The 18,495-nt window shown below is 29.6% G+C and carries 23 protein-coding genes; 11 read left to right on the top strand and 12 right to left on the bottom strand.

Annotated elements, in window-relative coordinates:
• Window positions 1-144: 144 nt before the first annotated feature.
• Both Q0776_RS16855 and Q0776_RS16850 read right to left on the bottom strand, forming a co-directional pair.
• Window positions 145-1,749, bottom strand: a complete 1,605-nt coding sequence (locus tag Q0776_RS16855; protein ID WP_298370969.1) for an ABC transporter substrate-binding protein — start codon at window positions 1,747-1,749, stop codon at window positions 145-147.
• Complete coding sequence (locus Q0776_RS16850) at window positions 1,733-2,050, bottom strand: antibiotic biosynthesis monooxygenase (protein ID WP_298370886.1); 318 nt, start codon at window positions 2,048-2,050, stop codon at window positions 1,733-1,735. Before Q0776_RS16850 ends, Q0776_RS16855 begins: the two co-directional genes overlap by 17 nt.
• Before the next feature lie 48 nt (window positions 2,051-2,098).
• Here Q0776_RS16850 and mtaB point away from each other — a divergent pair, with 48 nt between their 5' ends.
• The 8 genes from mtaB to Q0776_RS16810 all read left to right on the top strand — a co-directional run bounded on the left by mtaB (window position 2,099) and on the right by Q0776_RS16810 (window position 8,060).
• Complete coding sequence (gene mtaB, locus Q0776_RS16845; protein WP_298370883.1) at window positions 2,099-3,433, top strand: tRNA (N(6)-L-threonylcarbamoyladenosine(37)-C(2))-methylthiotransferase MtaB; 1,335 nt, start codon at window positions 2,099-2,101, stop codon at window positions 3,431-3,433.
• Between the two features lie 10 nt (window positions 3,434-3,443).
• Window positions 3,444-4,088 (top strand): NAAT family transporter, encoded by a 645-nt coding sequence (locus Q0776_RS16840; protein ID WP_298370879.1) that lies wholly within the window; start codon window positions 3,444-3,446, stop codon window positions 4,086-4,088.
• On the top strand, window positions 4,081-4,743 hold the full coding sequence (locus Q0776_RS16835; protein ID WP_298370876.1) for an alpha/beta hydrolase: 663 nt from the start codon (window positions 4,081-4,083) through the stop codon (window positions 4,741-4,743). Before Q0776_RS16840 ends, Q0776_RS16835 begins: the two co-directional genes overlap by 8 nt.
• A 159-nt stretch (window positions 4,744-4,902) precedes the next feature.
• Window positions 4,903-5,829, top strand: a complete 927-nt coding sequence (locus Q0776_RS16830; RefSeq protein ID WP_298370873.1) for a lytic transglycosylase domain-containing protein — start codon at window positions 4,903-4,905, stop codon at window positions 5,827-5,829.
• Window positions 5,830-5,839: 10 nt separating this feature from the next.
• On the top strand, window positions 5,840-6,217 hold the full coding sequence (locus tag Q0776_RS16825; RefSeq protein WP_298370870.1) for a sulfite exporter TauE/SafE family protein: 378 nt from the start codon (window positions 5,840-5,842) through the stop codon (window positions 6,215-6,217).
• Between the two features lie 99 nt (window positions 6,218-6,316).
• On the top strand, window positions 6,317-7,240 hold the full coding sequence (locus Q0776_RS16820; RefSeq protein WP_298370867.1) for a sterol desaturase family protein: 924 nt from the start codon (window positions 6,317-6,319) through the stop codon (window positions 7,238-7,240).
• Between the two features lie 40 nt (window positions 7,241-7,280).
• Window positions 7,281-7,763, top strand: coding sequence for a GNAT family N-acetyltransferase (locus Q0776_RS16815; RefSeq protein ID WP_298370865.1), 483 nt, complete (start codon window positions 7,281-7,283; stop codon window positions 7,761-7,763).
• A 33-nt stretch (window positions 7,764-7,796) separates the two neighbouring features.
• Window positions 7,797-8,060: a DUF1456 family protein gene (locus tag Q0776_RS16810; RefSeq protein ID WP_298370863.1), complete on the top strand. Its 264-nt coding sequence runs from the start codon at window positions 7,797-7,799 to the stop codon at window positions 8,058-8,060.
• Window positions 8,061-8,097: 37 nt separating this feature from the next.
• Here Q0776_RS16810 and Q0776_RS16805 read toward each other — a convergent pair whose 3' ends face one another.
• From Q0776_RS16805 to Q0776_RS16765, 9 genes are all read right to left on the bottom strand, one after another.
• Window positions 8,098-8,736, bottom strand: coding sequence for an ElyC/SanA/YdcF family protein (locus Q0776_RS16805; RefSeq protein WP_298370860.1), 639 nt, complete (start codon window positions 8,734-8,736; stop codon window positions 8,098-8,100).
• Window positions 8,730-9,665, bottom strand: coding sequence for a nitronate monooxygenase (locus tag Q0776_RS16800; RefSeq protein ID WP_298370857.1), 936 nt, complete (start codon window positions 9,663-9,665; stop codon window positions 8,730-8,732). Before Q0776_RS16800 ends, Q0776_RS16805 begins: the two co-directional genes overlap by 7 nt.
• Entirely contained in the window at window positions 9,665-11,350 is a 1,686-nt protein-coding gene (locus Q0776_RS16795) for a S8 family serine peptidase (RefSeq protein WP_298370854.1), read from the bottom strand. The genes Q0776_RS16800 and Q0776_RS16795 overlap by 1 nt, the downstream gene beginning before the upstream one ends.
• Before the next feature lie 60 nt (window positions 11,351-11,410).
• Entirely contained in the window at window positions 11,411-12,613 is a 1,203-nt protein-coding gene (gene mnmA / locus Q0776_RS16790) for a tRNA 2-thiouridine(34) synthase MnmA (RefSeq protein WP_298370966.1), read from the bottom strand.
• An 80-nt stretch (window positions 12,614-12,693) separates the two neighbouring features.
• On the bottom strand, window positions 12,694-13,284 hold the full coding sequence (locus Q0776_RS16785; RefSeq protein ID WP_298370851.1) for an aspartyl/asparaginyl beta-hydroxylase domain-containing protein: 591 nt from the start codon (window positions 13,282-13,284) through the stop codon (window positions 12,694-12,696).
• A gap of 106 nt (window positions 13,285-13,390) precedes the next feature.
• Window positions 13,391-13,582 carry a cold-shock protein gene (locus tag Q0776_RS16780; RefSeq protein ID WP_115882507.1) on the bottom strand — a complete coding sequence of 64 codons (192 nt, stop codon included), beginning with the start codon at window positions 13,580-13,582 and terminating at the stop codon, window positions 13,391-13,393.
• Between the two features lie 152 nt (window positions 13,583-13,734).
• Window positions 13,735-14,367 (bottom strand): carbonic anhydrase, encoded by a 633-nt coding sequence (locus Q0776_RS16775; RefSeq protein WP_298370846.1) that lies wholly within the window; start codon window positions 14,365-14,367, stop codon window positions 13,735-13,737.
• Window positions 14,368-14,428: 61 nt separating this feature from the next.
• Window positions 14,429-15,103, bottom strand: a complete 675-nt coding sequence (locus Q0776_RS16770; RefSeq protein WP_298370843.1) for a toxin-antitoxin system YwqK family antitoxin — start codon at window positions 15,101-15,103, stop codon at window positions 14,429-14,431.
• Window positions 15,104-15,110: 7 nt separating this feature from the next.
• Entirely contained in the window at window positions 15,111-15,548 is a 438-nt protein-coding gene (locus tag Q0776_RS16765) for a heme-binding domain-containing protein (protein ID WP_298370840.1), read from the bottom strand.
• A 189-nt stretch (window positions 15,549-15,737) separates the two neighbouring features.
• Between Q0776_RS16765 and Q0776_RS16760 the strand changes: the two genes are divergently transcribed.
• On the top strand, window positions 15,738-15,863 hold the full coding sequence (locus tag Q0776_RS16760; protein ID WP_298370837.1) for a hypothetical protein: 126 nt from the start codon (window positions 15,738-15,740) through the stop codon (window positions 15,861-15,863).
• On the top strand, window positions 15,856-16,431 hold the full coding sequence (locus Q0776_RS16755; RefSeq protein ID WP_298370834.1) for an adenylosuccinate lyase: 576 nt from the start codon (window positions 15,856-15,858) through the stop codon (window positions 16,429-16,431). The genes Q0776_RS16760 and Q0776_RS16755 overlap by 8 nt, the downstream gene beginning before the upstream one ends.
• Window positions 16,432-16,470: 39 nt before the next feature.
• On the opposite strand, the gene Q0776_RS16750 is transcribed toward Q0776_RS16755, so the two are convergent.
• A complete protein-coding gene (locus Q0776_RS16750) occupies window positions 16,471-16,920 on the bottom strand; it encodes a hypothetical protein (RefSeq protein ID WP_298370831.1) in 450 nt (149 codons plus the stop codon).
• Window positions 16,921-17,148: 228 nt separating this feature from the next.
• Here Q0776_RS16750 and purB point away from each other — a divergent pair, with 228 nt between their 5' ends.
• Window positions 17,149-18,492, top strand: a complete 1,344-nt coding sequence (purB, locus tag Q0776_RS16745; protein WP_298370828.1) for an adenylosuccinate lyase — start codon at window positions 17,149-17,151, stop codon at window positions 18,490-18,492.
• Window positions 18,493-18,495: the final 3 nt, after the last annotated feature.

The raw sequence follows: 18,495 nt of genomic DNA, 5'->3' as shown, positions 1-18,495 counted from the left end.
ATATTTAACTCATTTTAACTAGGATTGTAAATAATATAAAAATCATAAATATTGTTACAATAAAAGAAAGTAGTTTATAACAAAAGATTTAAGATATTATTTCATCCAATCGAATATAAAAATATTACACTAAAAAGGCTTCAATTAATCCTTTTGAACATTCTTTAAGCTTAACATATTAACAGGGTTTATACCTAAACCATGTACATTTTTCTGTGTAAAACGTACAACCTCATCATAATACAAAGGTATAATTGCACCCGAAGCCATTACCATGCTATCCATTTTTTGATACATGCCTCTGCGTATTTTATTGTCTGATATTTTTATAGATTCTTCATATAAATTATCAAATTCTTTAGAACTGTAATGAATATAATTTGGTCCATTTGGCGAAAAGTTTTTACTATGAAAAATGAACAAGTAATTTTCTGCATCAGGATAATCTGCCACCCAACTACCTCTAAAAATACTTAGTTTACCGTTTACTTTTGTTTGTCTTAATGTTGAAGGAGGCATAACATCAATGTTTACATTTAAGCCCGTTTTTCCTACTTCACGTTGTATATACTCGCATAAATCTAGGTACTGACTATTTGTACTAATAGTAATTGATGGATTTTCATTTCCTGATTCTTTAATATATTCTTGCACCAATTGTTTTGCTTTTTCTGGTTGATAGGTAAATCCTTGCATTTCATTAAAACTAGGTAAACCTTTTGGAATAAATCCGTTAACAGCAGGTGTACCAATTCCGTTTCGTAAAAACTTTAACATTTTTACACGGTCAAAACCATAATTTATAGCTTTTCTAATTTTTATAGAACTCACTTCTTTTTCTTCTGCATCCATATAAACCCCTAAATATTCTGTATTTAGATAAGGACTAGAAATCATATGAATGTTATTTTTATGATGCTCCTTTAATTCACCTTGAGTTGTAAGTAAATCATCTTTATAAGACGCATCTATGCTGCTCATAAAATCTAAATTACCTTGTATAAACTGTAAAAATTCGCTTTGTTTATCAGGTAAAAATGTAATAGCAACAGCTTCTAGATATGGTAATTGATTTCCCGTTTCATCTTTTTCATAATAAATAGGGTTTCTTCTAAAAACAAGTTTGGTATTCTCAACCCATAACTTAAACCTAAAAGGTCCTGTTCCTATAGGATTTGCCCTGAAATTATCCCCAAAATATGCAACAGCTTCTTTTGGAACAACCGAGCAATATTTCATACTTAAAATACTTAAAAAAGGCGGAAAGGACTGCTTTAAATTAATTACAAAAGTACTATCATTCTTTGCTTTAAAATCATCTACAAACTCTAACACCCATTTTCCTGGAGAAGCAACTTCTGGATCTATTAATCGTTTTAAACTATACTCAAAATCACTCGCTGTAACATTTCTAGTTGAATCTTTTCCAAACAATATATGTTTATGAAACTTAATTCCTTTTTTTAAATGAAACTCATAGGTTTTACCTTCGTTAGAAACTGTCCAAGATTTTGCAATATCTGGCTGAACTTCTAATTTTTCATCCAATTGAACCAACCCATTAAATAACTGATTGGTAACCCAAATAGTTCTTAAATCTTTTGCAAATGCAGGATCTAATGTTGTTATATTGGCGTGTTCATTATATCTAAACACTTTTAAATCTTTATTCTTTATTTCATTTGAAGAACAAGAAACCAACAACCAATAACTAACAACCAATAACCAACAATTATTTCTCAAAACCATAGTCATGTTCCACTTTACAAATTCTAAGTTGGTATTTTTTATACCACAATTCCTTTCCTTTTTTTCGAGCAACTGAATGCTCTGCATTGTTCTTCCATTTTAAAATAGCGTCTAAACTTTCCCAATAAGAAACCGTAATACCTAAATCATTTCGTGCTGATTCAATTCCCAAATAGCCATCCTGCTTTTTTGCTAATTCTTCCATTTTTACTGCCATTTCATCGTAACCTTCATTATCTGAAGTTCTTAGCGTTGAAAATATTACAGCATAATAAGGTGGTTTTGGTGTATTTGCTATCATGCTATAAAAATAAAATTCTGTACTTTTGCATCCGATAAATGTACAAGAATGAGCGCACAAAAAAAAGTGGCATTTTACACACTAGGATGTAAACTTAATTTTTCTGAAACTTCAACAATTGCACGTAATTTTAAAAACGAAGGATTTGATCGTGTAGAATTTGATGAAGTTGCAGATATTTATGTAATTAACACATGTTCTGTTACCGACAATGCCGATAAACGATTTAAAACAATTGTTAAAAATGCTTTAAAACAAAACGAAAATGCTTTTTTAATAGCAATAGGTTGTTACGCTCAATTAAAACCTGAAGAATTGGCCGCTGTTGATGGAGTTGATATGGTTTTAGGTGCAACAGAAAAATTTAAGGTTACCGATTATATAAACGATCTTTCTAAAAATGAAATGGGAGAAGTGCACTCCTGCGAAATTGAAGAAGCCGATTTTTATGTTGGGTCCTACTCTTTTGGAGACAGAACGAGAGCTTTTTTAAAAGTACAAGATGGTTGCGATTATAAATGTACTTATTGTACAATTCCTTTAGCACGAGGTATTTCTAGAAGTGATGAATTAAGTAATGTTTTAAAAAATGCCAAAGAAATTTCAGAAAAAGGAATAAAAGAAATTGTTCTTACAGGTGTAAATATTGGCGATTATGGAAAAGGTGAGTTTGGAAATAAAAAACACGAACATACATTTTTTGAATTGGTAGAGGCATTAGATAAAGTTAATGGAATTCACCGTTTACGAATTTCTTCTATTGAACCTAATTTATTGAAAAATGAAACTATCGATTTTGTTGCCAACTCAAATAGCTTTGTTCCTCATTTTCATATTCCTTTACAAAGCGGAAGTGATGAGTTACTTAAACTAATGAAACGTCGTTATTTAACTGACACTTATACAAACAGAGTTTCAGAAATAAAAAAAACAATGCCAAATGCGTGCATTGGTGTTGATGTAATTATTGGTTTTCCAGGTGAAACTGATGAGCTGTTTTTAGAAACCTACAATTACTTAAATCAACTAGATATTTCTTATTTACACGTTTTCACATATTCTGAAAGACCAAATACTGAAGCTATTGAAATGGATGGAGTTGTACCCAAAAAAGTGCGTGCTAAACGAAGTAAAATGCTGCGCGGACTATCGGTTAAAAAGAGAAGAGCTTTTTACGAAAGTCAGCTTGGGAATGAATTAACTGTTTTATTTGAAAGTGAAAACAAAGAAGGTTTCATTCACGGATTTACAGAAAATTATGTAAAAGTAAAAGCGCCTTGGAATCCTGAATTGGTAAATACATTACACCCTATTAAACTTACTAAAATTGACGAGGATGGTATTGTACGATTCGATTGGATAAAGATTCCAGAATTTATTTAAAATATTTTAGATGACAGATTTATATACTTTTGCAATATTAGTTTTTACGGCTTTTTTCACTATCATAAATCCGTTAGGCACAATGCCTATTTTTATGACAATGACAGCAGCTTTAAGCAAAGAAAGACGCAAGCAAACTGCAAAAAAAGCTACAGTTGTTGCCTTTTTAACAATAATAGCTTTTGCTTTTTCAGGTCAAATTTTATTCAATTTTTTTGGAATATCAGTACATAGTTTTAGAATTGTTGGAGGAGTTATATTTTTTATGATGGGTTGGGATATGTTACAAGCCCGTTTAGGTTCATTAAAACACACCGAAGATGAAGAACAAATTAATGCCTATATAGATGATATTTCAATAACTCCATTAGCAATACCTATGATTTGCGGACCTGGAGCTATTACGAATGCCATTATTTTAATGGAAGATGCGCAAGATATTCAACAAAAAACTGTTTTAATAGCTGTTATTGCTTTTGTATTACTGCTTACCTATTTAATACTAGTTGGTGCTAGTAAAATAACCGATAAATTAGGTGAAACTGGAAATAAAGTTATGATGCGTTTAATGGGATTAATTGTAATGGTAATTGCCGTGGAATTTTTCTTTAGTGGGTTAAAACCAATCTTACTAGATATTTTCAATAATGGATAATAAAATAACCCACATATACCTTGTTCCTGGCCTTGCTGCAAGTTCTAAAATATTTGAGTATTTACATTTTCCTGAAGATCAATTTAAAGTACATTATTTAGAATGGTTAATGCCTATATCCGACCACGAAAACATTGAAGATTATGCTAAACGTATGGCGCAACTTGTTTTAGAACAAAACCCTGTGTTACTTGGTGTATCATTTGGAGGTATAATGGTTCAGGAAATGAGTAAGCATTTAAACCCAAAAAAAATAATAATAGTTTCAAGTGTAAAATGTAGAAATGAATTACCTAAACGTTTAAAAGTGATTCAATGGACCTGGCTTTATAAATTATTTCCTTCCAAATCAATTAAAAACTTTGAAGACTTTTCTTCTTACGCCTTTGGTGATTTTGCAAAAAAAAGAGCCGATTTATATAAGGAATACTTATCTGTAAGAGATGAAAAATACCTAAATTGGAGTATTTATAATGTTTTACATTGGAAACAAAAAACAGTTTTAGATAATATTATTCATATCCATGGGTCGGAAGACCATGTATTTCCCATTAAGCATATAAAAAATTGTTATACTATTAAAAATGGAACTCATATAATGATTTTAAATAAAGCTAAATCCATTAGCAAATTAATTATTGAAGCCTTAAATTAATTGTTAAAATGGTTTTCTTCTTTTAATGAAATCAAATAAATTTGTACATTAACAAATGATTGTAAACTGTTATCCATTATTTTAACTTTTTTTTAATTTTAATGAATAACTTTTAGAATTATATTTATTGAATATAGCTATCTAAAAAAAAATATACCGATGAAAAATAGTATTAAAATATTGACTCTTGTTGCCATAATTATGGTAAGTTCATTATTAATGTTTGGAACAAAAGAGAACGTTGAAAAAGAAACTGTAACTACAGAAGAAAGTGACTTAAATACAAGTGAAACATATCAAATAAGAGCATTAAAAATCCCCGATAATTTAGAATTTGCAGGTGAAGTAGTTCCATTAAAAAAATCTGGAGTTAGAGAACGAATAGATCGTGAATTATTAGTTAATACCTATTGGCAATCAAATGGATTATTGTTAATAAAACGAGCTCATAAATACTTTCCAATAATTGAACCTATTTTAGAAAAAAATGGAGTACCAAATGATTTTAAATATTTAGCAGTAATTGAAAGTGGATTGCAAAATGTTACCTCTCCTGCAGGAGCAAAAGGTTTTTGGCAAATAATGCCACATACAGCGAAAGAAAATGGACTTGAAGTAAATTCAAATGTTGATGAACGTTACCATATAGAAAAAGCAACCGAAGTTGCTTGTAAATACTTAAAAGCAGCAAAAGAGCGTTTTGGTAATTGGACAATGGCCGCGGCAGCATATAACGCAGGAAATGCAGGAATGGCAAGAAAAATAAGAGATCAAAAAGTTGATGATTACTATGATTTACTTTTAGGTGAAGAAACAAAAAGATATCTTCCTCGAATTGTCGCAGTTAAAGAAATATTATCCAATCCAACTAAATATGGATTTATTTTTGACAATGAAGACTTATATAATTTAAAACCAATAAAGTTAATTGAAGTAGACACTGCAATTAGCAATATTGCCGTATTTTCAAAAAATTTAGGAATTAATTACAATATTTTAAAAACACACAATCCATGGTTACGCGAAAATAAGCTTAACAATAAATCTAGAAAATTATATAGTATAAAAATACCATCAGAAATCTAAACCGATGAAAATGACCTTAACAACAATTTTTACCTTAATAATTATTGGTTTATTAGCAGGAATATTAAGTGGTCTTGTTGGTGTTGGTGGAGGAATTATTATGGTTCCTTTATTTGTACTCGTTTTAGGATTATCCCAACACAACGCACAAGGTTTAAGTTTGGCGGTAATGCTACCACCCGTTACTTTTTTAGCTGTTTATAATTACCATACTTCAGGAGATGGAGGTAATATTGATTGGCGAGTTGCACTTATTGTATCTGCTTTATTTATTATTGGTGGTTTTATTGGTTCAAAAATTTCACTTCAAATAGACCAAAAGATGTTAAAACGAATTTTTGGCTTTTTTATGCTAATTGTTGCAATTAAATTAATTTTCACAAAATAAATTCTCGTTTAAAAGGTTTATAATATAATAAAAGTAGAATTATTGTAAGGCCTGAGAAAATATCCTTATATTCAACTTTTTTAAATTTAAAACCAATAAATGGATTTCACCAACCCATTAGTGTACGGAGTTCCTTGCTTTTTAGCACTAATTTTACTTGAGCTTACCTATAGCAAAAGTCATAATAAAAAAAACTTATACGAATGGAAAGATTTAGGAGCTAGCCTATTTATGGGAATAGGTTCTGCTGTAATTGCTCCTTTAATTAAAACTATTTCTGCAATTGTAATTTTCAATTTTGTTTTCGAGTTTTTTAATCCAGAAATTAATGGAATTAGAACCAATATTTTAGGTTGGGAATCTTTTGGATATGCTTGGTATGTTTGGATTGCTTGTCAAATTTTAGATGATTTTACTTATTATTGGTTCCATAGACAAAACCATATGGTTAGAGCATTATGGGCAGCCCATATTGTGCACCATTCTTCTGATAATTTTAATTTAGGTACCGCCGTTAGAAATGGCTGGTTTACAATTTTATACAAACCTTTGTTTTATATGTGGTTGCCAGCTTTAGGTTTTAGACCAGAAATGGTAGTTGTTTGTTTAGGAATTGAAGCTTTGTGGCAATTTCAACTTCATACTACCTACATTCCAAAAATGGGATTTATAGAGAAAATATTTAACACACATACAATGCATCAGGTACACCACGCAAAAAATGTGGAGTATATGGATAAAAACCACGGTGGATTTCTTAATATATTTGATAAAATATTTGGAACTTGGAAAGAGCTAGATGACAATATTGAAGTTGAATATGGTGTAACACATGCTCCAAACTCATACAATCCGTGGGTTATTTTAACCCATGAATATAAAGATATTTGGAACGATACTAAAAAATCTAAAAATTGGTATCATAAATTTATGTATATATTTGGTCCTCCTGGATGGAGTCATGATAATAGTACGCAAACAGTAAAACAAATGCAGTTAGAGCTTAAGCAAAACAAAGATTAACTGTAAAAATCAAATTTAAATATTATTCTTTGCAGGTATAATGATTAGAAATGTTGAAATATCCGATGCTAAAGCAATTTCCGAAATTTATAACTATCATGTTTTCAATACAATAGTAACATTTGATTTAAATCCTGTTAACATTAAGGATATTGAAGAACAAATTATTAGCACAACAAAAAAGTACCCTTGGATTGTTTTTGAAGAAAATAACAAAGTATTAGGCTATGCATATGCCAACACTTGGAAAACAAGAAGTGCTTATGATGCAACAGTTGAAAGCTCTATCTATATAACTCAAGAAGCACTTGGTAAAGGAATTGGAAAAAAGCTTTACAAGCATTTAATTAATGAATTAATTGCTTTAAATATACATGTAATTATTGGTGGAATTTCTTTACCTAATGATATTAGTGTTGCAATTCATGAAAAATTTGGGTTTAAAAAGGTTGCTCACTTTGAAGAAGTTGGGTTCAAATTTAATAAATGGATTGATGTTGGTTATTGGCAACTAAAAATTTAAACTTAACACATTTTTTTAGTTTATCTTTGCCAAATGGGATTATCAAATAACGACATCTTTAAAAAACTTAGAGTAGCACATAAACTTCGTGATACCGATATTATAAAAATATGTGAATTAGTTGACTTTAAAGTTAGTAAAAGTGAATTAGGTGCTATTTTCAGAAATGAAGATCATCCAAAATATGTAGAATGTGGCGATCAATTTTTACGTAATTTTTTAAACGGATTGGTTATTCATTTAAGAGGTCCAATGCCTCCAAAAGTAGCAAAACAACATCAAGACAAAAAGTTATAAATAAAAATGCTTAACAAACTTGTTAAGCATTTTTATTTTATTTGATTTCAATTTTTTCTCCCAAAAACTTTGGCTTCTTAAATAAAAGAAAATCTATAAACACTTTTACTCTAGCAAACTGTTCTCTTATTTTCGTTTTTAAACCGTAACTATTGGAAACAGTTTGGGCATTATACCCAATGGCATTTATTCCTTTTGCACGTGCAATATATACCGCCCTTTCATTATGAAATTGTTGCGATATTACTGTGAACTCCGTTAAACCAAAAATTTCTTTAGCTCTAACCATAGAGTCTAATGTTCTAAAACCCGCATAATCTAAGTAAATTTTATTTTCAGGTACACCTAACGCAATTAAATCATTTTTAAATGTAGATGGTTCATCATAGTTTTTTGTGCTATTGTCTCCGCTCACCAAAATAAACTCAATTTTTTTAGCCCTATACAATTCGTATGCAGCATTTAATCGATACTTATAATACAAGTTTACATTTCCGTTATTTAATATTTTTGAAGTTCCCAAAACTACTCCAACCTTCTGCTTTGGTATATGATCTACTTTAGAATATAAATGTTCTTTAGTAGTTTCACCAATTATGTATCCGCAAAGTAAAACTGCAATACAGCAAAAAATTAAAAACCGAAAAGCTAATCTTAAAGTGTTCTTTTTTAACATAAAGATTTTTTCACACTGTTATATTCCAAAATAATTTCATCAATTATTTCTTTGGCCGGTTTAATTGTATGAATTAACCCTGCAACCTGACCTATTTCTAATTCTCCATCTTTCAATTCTCCTTCAAACATACCTTTTTTAGCTCTTCCTCTACCAAGTTTTTCCCTTAACTCTTCAACCGTTGGTTTTTGCTTGTACAGTTCTTGAAGTTCATTATAAAAATGATTTTTTATCAAACGAACTGGAGCTAACTCTTTTAAGGTTAAATGTGTATCACCATCTTGCGCTTTAACAACCTCATCTTTAAAATTGATATGAGCCGATGATTCTTCACTTGCCACAAATCTACTACCTATTTGAACTCCGTCGGCACCTAAAACCATCGCTGCTAACATCCCTCTTCCAGTTGCAATACCTCCAGCTGCTATTACTGGGATGTTAAGTTTTTCCTTTACCATTGGTATTAAGGTAAATGTTGTTGTTTCTTCTCTACCATTATGTCCTCCTGCTTCAAACCCTTCTGCAACAACAGCATCAACACCTGCTAACTCCGATTTTATTGCAAATTTTACACTGCTAACCACATGAACAACTGTAATACCTTTTTCTTTTAAAAAAGAAGTCCACGTTTTAGGATTTCCTGCAGAAGTAAATACAATTTTTACGTTTTCTTCAACAATAATATCCATTATCTCTTTAATATTTGGATACAACATTGGAATATTTACACCAAATGGTTTTTCTGTTGCTTTTTTACATTTTTGAATATGTTCTCTAAGAATTTCAGGATACATTGATCCCGCTCCTAATAAACCTAAACCACCAGCGTTACTAACTGCCGATGCCAATCTCCATCCACTATTCCAAACCATTCCGGCTTGAATAATTGGGTATTCTATATTAAATAGTTTTGTAATACTATTTTCCATTAATTTTTTAATAATTTGAATTCTTTAATTTCTTTCCCTGATTCTATTTTTAGTAAATACAATCCTGTTGATAATGTGGAAATATCAACATCTGGATTAGTCCTCTCTATTTCATTTTTGAAAATCATTGTACCTGAAATAGAAAATATTGAAACTTTTAATGTATTAATATCCTTAGGGAATTTTATATGAATACGATTTGATGATGGATTTGGATAAAACAAAATACCATCATTATCAATCTCCAATTCTTCTTCATTTAATGACGCAAATATGCTCGAAAAATCAGGAATTCCATATCCCATTTGATAATCTACAGTAGGAATTGGTGCAATTGAAATATCATATAAATGTCCAGACTCTTTTACTAATTGAATAATTTCTGCATTTGTTTTGTTTGGAAAAGCTTGCCATAAACAAGCAATAACACCAGCCATTACGGGTGAAGAATAAGAAGTTCCATTTCCTGAAGAAACATTACTCGATGTATTAATTATAGCCGTTGCTTGTCCCTGAGCACAAACATCTGGTTTAATTCTTCCATCCGAAGTTGGACCATATGAGCTAAATGTTGCTATATTTCGGTCAGATTTAACAGCTCCAATTGTTAGTACGGAAGGTCCATCAGCCGGAGCATTTATATATGGCCAATCCGGATCGTTGCCTTCATTTCCGGCTGAATTAACCAAAATCATTCCTCTAGAAAAAGCAATTTCTGCACCTCTAGTAATAAAAGCTGTTTGCCCATCCATATCATTATAGTCATAATTATGATTAGGATTATCAAAAAACACAGAATAACCTAAAGATGTGTTAATTACATCTACTCCAAGACTGTCAGCTCTTTCTGCTGCTTCAACCCATAAACTTTCTTCCAATTTAACCTCTACGGGTGCATTTTCAGAAATAAATAAATAAAACTTAGCATCAGGCGCTGTGCCAACATAATTAGATGTTGCGCCATCCACTCCATTTTTTAAATACCCACCTATAATCGACAAAACTATTTGCCCATGAGAACTACCTCCCGTATCATAATCTGTGCTTCTATTTACAAAATCATATCCTCCCAAAATTTGTCCGTTATCTCTAAGCCTTTTAAATGCAAGCAAAGAGTCTACCTTTGGAAAACCAGCATCAATAACAGCTATTTGCATTCCATCTCCAGTAAAATTATTTAAGTGAAGTGTATCGGCTCCTAACATTAAAATTTGATTCTCTGCATTTCCATAATCAAAATTCGTTAAGGTACTAACGTTTTTCTTTTTAGGTCGAATTTTATTTTTGATTTTACTTGGCTTTGAACCATTTAAGGATCTATTTGCAAATTCAATAGATGCTACAAAATAATTCCCATCAATTTCCAAATTTACTAATGCGTCTATTTCAGCTTTTGTGCCCTGAATATGTAAAGCATTCAACCATTTTGATCTTGCCAATATAGAAACAGGTGTTTCATTTATTTTTGAAACATAACTAGCCTCAATAGGCACATCCTTACTATCTAATGGTATGCTATATCGCTCTCTTCTATCTAGAGATCGTTGAGTAAGCATATTTAAAGGTGTTGCAAAATAGCTGGCCTCATTAGGTTTATCCTTAAAATAAACCCAAGCATCTTCAACCTGAGCAAAGATGCCAGAAAATGAAAACACAAATAAAATAACCAAAACTCTATTTTTCACTTTTAAATATTATTATGCTACTAAATTACTGCTAATTATTTAAATAAAATATTGTAATATTTATGCTATTACACCAGAACCTAATAATTCTTCATTTATATACCAAGCAACAAATTGTCCTTCAGTTATTGCAGATTGCATGTTTTCGAACTCTACATACAAACCATTTTCAACTTTATATAATATTGCTTTTTCTAGTTTTTGACGGTAACGAATTCGAGATAAAACAGATAATGATTCTCCTGTTTTTAATTCCAAATCTTTACGAATCCAATGAAGCTCTTCGTTAGATACAAACAATACATTTCTGTAAAGTCCTTTGTGATTTTTTCCTTCACCTGTATAAATAACATTCTCAATTACATCGGTATCAATAACAAATAAAGGTTCTTTAGTTCCTCCAACTGCCAATCCTTTTCGTTGTCCTTTTGTAAAATAATGTGCGCCTTGGTGTTTACCTACTATTTTACCATCAGTTATTGAATACTTATATTTTGTAGCGTAAAATGCTAATTCTTCTTCTTTTGAATTAAATATTGGAATTTCTCTGTTATAAATTTCTGAATTCTCAGGAATTTGAACAATAACACCTTCTTTAGGTTGTAATTTTTGTTGTAAAAATTCGGGCAAACGCACTTTACCAATAAAACATAAACCTTGAGAATCTTTTTTATCGGCAGTAATTAAATCTTGTTCTGCTGCAATTTTTCGAACTTCAGGTTTTGTTAATTCACCAATAGGAAATAAAGCCTTTGATAATTGCTTTTGCGATAATTGACATAAAAAATAAGATTGATCTTTGTTTCCATCAACTCCACCTAACAATTTGTATACAGGTGATCCATTAATAACCTCTTCTCCTTTTCTACAGTAATGTCCCGTAGCCACATAATCTGCTCCTAAATCTAATGCAATTTTAAGAAATACATCAAATTTAATTTCTCTATTACATAAAACATCGGGATTTGGTGTACGTCCTTTTTCATATTCATTAAACATATAATCTACAATACGTTCCTTATATTGCTCACTTAAATCTACAACCTGAAAAGGTATTCCTAATTTATCGGCAACAATCATGGCATCGTTACTATCTTCTAACCAAGGGCATTCATTAGAAATAGTTACCGAATCATCGTGCCAATTTTTCATAAATAAACCAATAACTTCATATCCTTGTTCTTTTAATAAGTACGCAGCAACACTGCTGTCTACACCTCCAGACAAGCCTACAATTACTCTTTTCATTTTACTAAATTTAATTTGCAAAGTTAAGCATTCCTTTTATGAAGAAAATGTTAATTCTTGAATAATGTTTTTTGTTTTTAAAAGAAGAAAACACCTTATAAATTAGCTTTTTTTAGTTCCGATCTAACCCATTCATTTGGTATCATATCAATTGTTAAATTAATCCGCTCACTAGTTCCTTTATTATTAATTTTATGCGGGTCTGTTAGTCGTAAATACCAACATTCTCCTGTTTTCATTGGCACAGGAGTTCCATTAAGATAAAATATAACATCATTATTTGTTAAAATTGGAATGGTTAACCGAATTACAGACTTTTCAATTTCAATTCCCAATGTTGGATCTGTATGTTCTTTAACAATGCTTCCAGCTTCCAAACGTAATAACCTTACTAAAGTTACTGTTGTTTTTTCACGAAAAAAATCTATTACACTGGTTAAATACGGCGATTTTTTTAATGAATCGGTATCTAACCACTCGGTCCAAGTACCATCTGCATAATCTTCTGCTGGAGGAGGAAAGGGTATTGTTGGATCTACAATATGAGCAGGTGAACGTAACGGTAATACATTATAATATATAAAATCGGCCAAATTAAGATCTTCAATTTCAGCAATCATTTTTTTTACATCAAAGTAAAAAGGTAATTGAATCCTATCTTTAAATTTTGTTTCTTTTTGTATCATAAAAGTGAAAATACTAATTATATTTATTCTACAATATATTTAAAACAAAAAAAAAGCCTATCAATAAATTGATAGGCTTAACACTCTAAAAGGTATATTATTTATATTAAATAACTTTTACATTTACTGCGTTCATTCCTTTTCTACCTTCCTGTAAATCGAATTCAACTTCATCACCTTCACGGATTTCATCGATTAAACCAGAAATGTGTACAAAATGTTCTTTGTTTGAGTCGTCTTCTTTAATGAATCCAAATCCTTTAGTTTCATTGAAGAATTTTACTGTGCCTTTACTCATTATTAAAATTTTTAAATATTATATTAGCGCAAATATACTTATTATTTTTTTAACAACATTATTTTAAAGTCTTTAAATTGTAACTTTTGCTTTAACAAAAAACAATTTTTGTTGGTAGAATTTAAATAATTACAGTAAAATATTAATTATTTTCAATTATTTGATAAACGGTAAATTTCTCTAATATCCTTTAGAATTTTATCAAAATCTATCATTAAATCAACCAATTTACCGGTATGAATATCCCATACCCAACCATGTACGGTAATTCTTTTTTCTAACATTGCTTTTTGAACAGCAGCTGTTTTTAACACATTAACACATTGCTCTTGAACATTTAACTCTACTAACCTATCGTACTTTTTAGATTCATCTTCAATTAAATCCAACTCGGTATGATGTAGCCTATAAACATCCCTAATATTACGTAACCAAGGATTTAAAATACCCATATCTGAAGATTGCATTGCTGCTTTTACTCCACCGCATGAATAATGGCCGCAAATAACAACATGTTTTACTTTTAAATGGGTTACAGCATAATTAATAACAGACATTACGTTTAAATCTATATTAGGAACCATATTAGCAATATTTCTATGTACAAATACTTCCCCTGGATTTACGCCCATTAATTCCTCGGCTGTAACTCTACTATCAGAACAACCAATGTATAAAATTTCAGGTTGTTGCCCCTTCCCAAGATTTTTAAAGTAGTTTGTATCATTTTTAAGTTTAGTAGAAATCCAAACTTTATTATTATCAAATATTTTCGATATGTCCAATTTATAAGTTTTTAGTAGTTATTGTTTCGTTCAAAATTTAATTAAAAATGCTACAAATTAACTATTGCTTTAATTTATTATTAGTTTCATTTTCTTCTTTTATTACGTATTTCCACTTACCAACTTTTTCGTCGTTTTCATAATTTCCGTAATAAATTAATTCTCCATTTATATTGTAATATTTAGCTTCACCTTCTAACTTTCCATTTTTATAGTACAAATCTTCTAAAATTGAACCATTATCTGCGTATCGCTTTGCATTGCCATTAAGTTTTCCAGCTGTATAGTTAAAAATTTCATTTGGTTTTCCTGTTTTATAAAAACTTTTATATGTTCCATCTAACAGGCCATTTTTGTAGTTTTCTTCAATCATTAAAGTTTTATCGGGATAATAATATAACCAGGTTCCAATTCTGTTTTTTCCTTTCATTTCACCAAAACTTTCTAAAACACCTTCAAATGTGTAAAAGTTTACTTTTGCTAAGTCACTTTTTTCTGAAAACGTTTTTATTATGGTTGGATGTTTAGAGCTTATAATGCTATAATATTTAAAAACACCAACTTCTTTACCCGATTTAAATGTGCCTTGGTATCTAATATTTTTATTAGAATAATATTTTTTCCAAACTCCATCTCTTTTCCCATTTAAATCAAATTGATTTATTTTTTCTTGTGCATTTAGTTGATTTACAAGTAAAAAAATAAAACCTAATATGTAAACTATTTTCTTTTTCATTTTTAAATTATTCTATTATAATTGAGTTAGTCCAATTTAACAGTTCTGCATATTGTTTATTTGTTAACTCTGCATTTTTATGCAACCATAAATAGCTTTGCAATGGCATTTTATGATTTTTAAGTACTTCTTTTAAATCTTTTAAAATATGTGCTTTTTGATTTTTGTTATACAAGGTCCATTCCGAAAAATTTAAATGCTCTTTTCCGTCATTAACATGCATTGCTAAATACCACGATATTGGTGCTATTTTACTATACCATGGATAAACTGTATTATTTGAATGGCAATCGGCACACGAAATCTTTATAATTTCCTGAACATTTATTGGTATTGATACTTCTTTTGAAATATGATTTATATCCTCTTTAGAACTATTTTTTTCGGGTCTAATAAACTGAATTAGCGCAACAAAAACTAGAATCCCCAATAGTATTTTCTTCATTTTATATTATTTAATAATTAAACGCAAGTACTGCTTTTTTATTTATAATTATAAAAAAATCTTTTAAACTTAGTAATTAATATTTGCTTGCGAACAAAATTTAAAATAAAAAACAAAAGTTACAATCTAAAAAATGATAAATTGTAAATTTAAAATTTAAATATAAACTTTCTTTTTAACGAAAAATAAATGGGTATTTCAAATTTTTGGTATTATACTTTAGTTATTGTGGTAATTTTACATGTTGTTGTGGCCTTTGGATATTTAATGTATAAATTAACACCAAAAAAGAAGGACAAAGAGGGAAATGAATAAAGACATTTTAATTAATGAATTGGAAAATTTAGGCACTGCGTTAAGAATAAATCGTAATCGTGTTAGAGATGTTGTTTTAAACAACCCTCAGTTAATTCCATATTTGGTTGAAATTACTTTTGAAGTAGATAATAAACTTTCAATTAAAGCCTCTTGGGTACTAGAGCTTGTTTGCGAACAAAACATAAACTTAATAATTCCACATTTAGATACTTTTTGTAAAAATATTGGAACTGTAAAATTTGATAGTGCCGTTCGGCCTATCTCTAAAATTTGTAATTTTTTAGCAATTTATTTTAATAAAAGAACGCCTAATTCGATAAAAAAATCATTAACAAACACACATATTGATTTGATTATTGAAGCTGGTTTCGATTGGATGATTAGTAATCATAAAGTTGCTACAAAAGCGTACACTATGAATACGTTATTTTTGTTTGGGAAAAACTATGATTGGGTACACGAAGAATTAAAACTTATTATTTTGCAGAACATCCCCAAAGAAAGCGCTGCTTATAAATCTCGTGGTAAGATTACTTTAAAATTAATAATAGAAAACCAAATCTAATAATTTAGTTTTCTATTATTTAAACTATATCATTTTTCTCTACTTTTGAAACTCTTTAAGCGTGTATGAGCCATCTTCATTTACCTTAACAAAGGTAGCAAAACAATTTTCATCATACTTTAAATCAATTTCTTTATAGAAAGCAATTATTTCATCATCTGATTTAGAATCAATAGTTTTAAAATGATTATACATCTCTCTTGACAATTTACCTGATTTAGAGTTTTCATATGCTTCCAAACTACTTAAGTACTCATCCAATGTTTTCAAATTAATTTTATAGCTTTTATCCCCGCTTTTAGCATTGATCTTCGCTTTTTCATTAAAGTCAACAACACCTTCAGGTAAATCATAATTACTTATAAATTCTTGTAATTCGGTATCCGTAAGATCTACAAATTCATCGGCATATGTAATCTTTGTTTCTGTATCACAACTTATAATAAAAGTTACAACAAATATCATAACAATATAAAATCTAATTTTCATAATAATAAATTTTTTAAATTAAATATAAATATATACCAACTTTTGTTGGGTAAAATTATGATTGAGCACATCAAGAACTAAAATTAATTCTTCAACATAACAATCTAAAAGAAAGCGCTGCTTATAAATCGCGCGGTAAGATTACTTTAGACCTTATAAACAATAAATAAATCTAACATTTTTAGCTTAAAATCATTAATTTTGCTTTTTTCAACACAAAACTAAAAGATGTCATTAACAAGTTTAAACGCAATATCTCCAATTGACGGTAGATACAGAAGTAAAGTAGAAAGTTTAGCGCCTTTTTTTTCGGAAGAAGCCTTAATAAAATACAGAGTAAAAGTAGAAATTGAATATTTTATTGCATTGTGCGAAATTCCATTGCCACAATTGGTAAATTTCGACAACTCACTTTTCCCTCAATTAAGAGCAATATATATTGATTTCACTCCAGCTGATGCTCAAAAAATTAAAGATATTGAAAGTATTACAAACCACGATGTAAAAGCCGTTGAATACTTTATTAAAGAAAAATTTGATGCATTAAGTTTACAAGCTTATAAAGAATTTATTCACTTTGGATTAACGTCTCAAGACATAAATAATACAGCTACACCATTGTCAATAAATGATGCTTTTGATATTGTTTATTATCCTGAGTTAGCAACTTTGTTAGAAAAACTTAGACAATTAGCCGTTGCTTGGGCCGATATTCCAATGTTAGCACGAACACATGGTCAGCCGGCATCTCCAACACGTTTAGGAAAAGAAATATTAGTATTTATTGAACGTATTGAGCAACAAGTAAAGCTATTACAAAATGTACCTTACGCTGCTAAATTTGGTGGGGCAACTGGTAATTTTAACGCGCACAAAGTTGCATATCCGAGCATAGATTGGAAGGCTTTTGGGACTCATTTTGTTGAAAAAGTTTTAGGCTTACACCACTCTTTTCCAACCACACAAATAGAACATTACGATCATATTGCAGCAATTTTTGATGCGCAAAAACGTATCAACACCATTTTAATCGACTTTAACAGAGATATTTGGACTTATATCTCTATGGATTATTTCAAACAAAAAATTAAAAAAGGTGAAGTTGGATCGTCTGCTATGCCACATAAAGTAAATCCTATTGATTTTGAAAATTCGGAAGGAAATTTAGGAATTGCAAATGCAATTTTTGAACATCTTTCAGCAAAATTACCTATTTCTCGTTTACAACGCGATTTAACAGATTCAACCGTTTTAAGAAATGTTGGAGTTCCATTTGCGCACACAATTATTGCCTTTACTTCTACGTTAAAAGGATTGAATAAATTATTAATTAACGAAGCAAAATTTGCTGAAGATTTAGAAAACCATTGGGCTGTAGTTGCAGAAGCAATTCAAACAATTTTAAGAAGAGAGGCATATCCAAATCCTTATGAAGCATTAAAAGGATTGACAAGAACTAACGAGAAAATCACTCAAAAATCAATGGCCGATTTTATAGATAGTTTAGATGTTTCTTCAGAAATTAAAACTGAATTAAAAGCTATTACCCCAAGTAATTATACAGGAATTTAATAA

It is taken from the genome of uncultured Lutibacter sp. (assembly GCF_947495725.1).
Lineage (GTDB): Bacteria > Bacteroidota > Bacteroidia > Flavobacteriales > Flavobacteriaceae > Lutibacter.
The sequence above is the reverse complement of the archived record's forward strand: the minus strand, read 5'-3'. Positions and strand labels throughout refer to the sequence as shown.

Excerpts from the sequence above, each read along its gene's own strand:
- Q0776_RS16840 (WP_298370879.1), top strand. The coding sequence starts at position 3,444 with ATGACAGATTTATATACTTTTGCAATATTAGTTTTTACGGCTTTTTTC.
- Q0776_RS16800 (WP_298370857.1), bottom strand. The coding sequence starts at position 9,665 with ATGGAAAATAGTATTACAAAACTATTTAATATAGAATACCCAATTATT.
- Q0776_RS16830 (WP_298370873.1), top strand. The coding sequence starts at position 4,903 with ATGAAAAATAGTATTAAAATATTGACTCTTGTTGCCATAATTATGGTA.
- Q0776_RS16785 (WP_298370851.1), bottom strand. The coding sequence starts at position 13,284 with ATGATACAAAAAGAAACAAAATTTAAAGATAGGATTCAATTACCTTTT.
- Q0776_RS16770 (WP_298370843.1), bottom strand. The coding sequence starts at position 15,103 with ATGAAAAAGAAAATAGTTTACATATTAGGTTTTATTTTTTTACTTGTA.
- Q0776_RS16755 (WP_298370834.1), top strand. The coding sequence starts at position 15,856 with ATGAATAAAGACATTTTAATTAATGAATTGGAAAATTTAGGCACTGCG.
- Q0776_RS16805 (WP_298370860.1), bottom strand. The coding sequence starts at position 8,736 with ATGTTAAAAAAGAACACTTTAAGATTAGCTTTTCGGTTTTTAATTTTT.
- Q0776_RS16835 (WP_298370876.1), top strand. The coding sequence starts at position 4,081 with ATGGATAATAAAATAACCCACATATACCTTGTTCCTGGCCTTGCTGCA.
- Q0776_RS16760 (WP_298370837.1), top strand. The coding sequence starts at position 15,738 with ATGGGTATTTCAAATTTTTGGTATTATACTTTAGTTATTGTGGTAATT.
- Q0776_RS16750 (WP_298370831.1), bottom strand. The coding sequence starts at position 16,920 with ATGAAAATTAGATTTTATATTGTTATGATATTTGTTGTAACTTTTATT.
- Q0776_RS16825 (WP_298370870.1), top strand. The coding sequence starts at position 5,840 with ATGACCTTAACAACAATTTTTACCTTAATAATTATTGGTTTATTAGCA.
- Q0776_RS16850 (WP_298370886.1), bottom strand. The coding sequence starts at position 2,050 with ATGATAGCAAATACACCAAAACCACCTTATTATGCTGTAATATTTTCA.
- Q0776_RS16815 (WP_298370865.1), top strand. The coding sequence starts at position 7,281 with ATGATTAGAAATGTTGAAATATCCGATGCTAAAGCAATTTCCGAAATT.
- mtaB (WP_298370883.1), top strand. The coding sequence starts at position 2,099 with ATGAGCGCACAAAAAAAAGTGGCATTTTACACACTAGGATGTAAACTT.
- Q0776_RS16855 (WP_298370969.1), bottom strand. The coding sequence starts at position 1,749 with ATGGTTTTGAGAAATAATTGTTGGTTATTGGTTGTTAGTTATTGGTTG.
- Q0776_RS16820 (WP_298370867.1), top strand. The coding sequence starts at position 6,317 with ATGGATTTCACCAACCCATTAGTGTACGGAGTTCCTTGCTTTTTAGCA.
- purB (WP_298370828.1), top strand. The coding sequence starts at position 17,149 with ATGTCATTAACAAGTTTAAACGCAATATCTCCAATTGACGGTAGATAC.
- Q0776_RS16765 (WP_298370840.1), bottom strand. The coding sequence starts at position 15,548 with ATGAAGAAAATACTATTGGGGATTCTAGTTTTTGTTGCGCTAATTCAG.
- Q0776_RS16780 (WP_115882507.1), bottom strand. The coding sequence starts at position 13,582 with ATGAGTAAAGGCACAGTAAAATTCTTCAATGAAACTAAAGGATTTGGA.
- Q0776_RS16810 (WP_298370863.1), top strand. The coding sequence starts at position 7,797 with ATGGGATTATCAAATAACGACATCTTTAAAAAACTTAGAGTAGCACAT.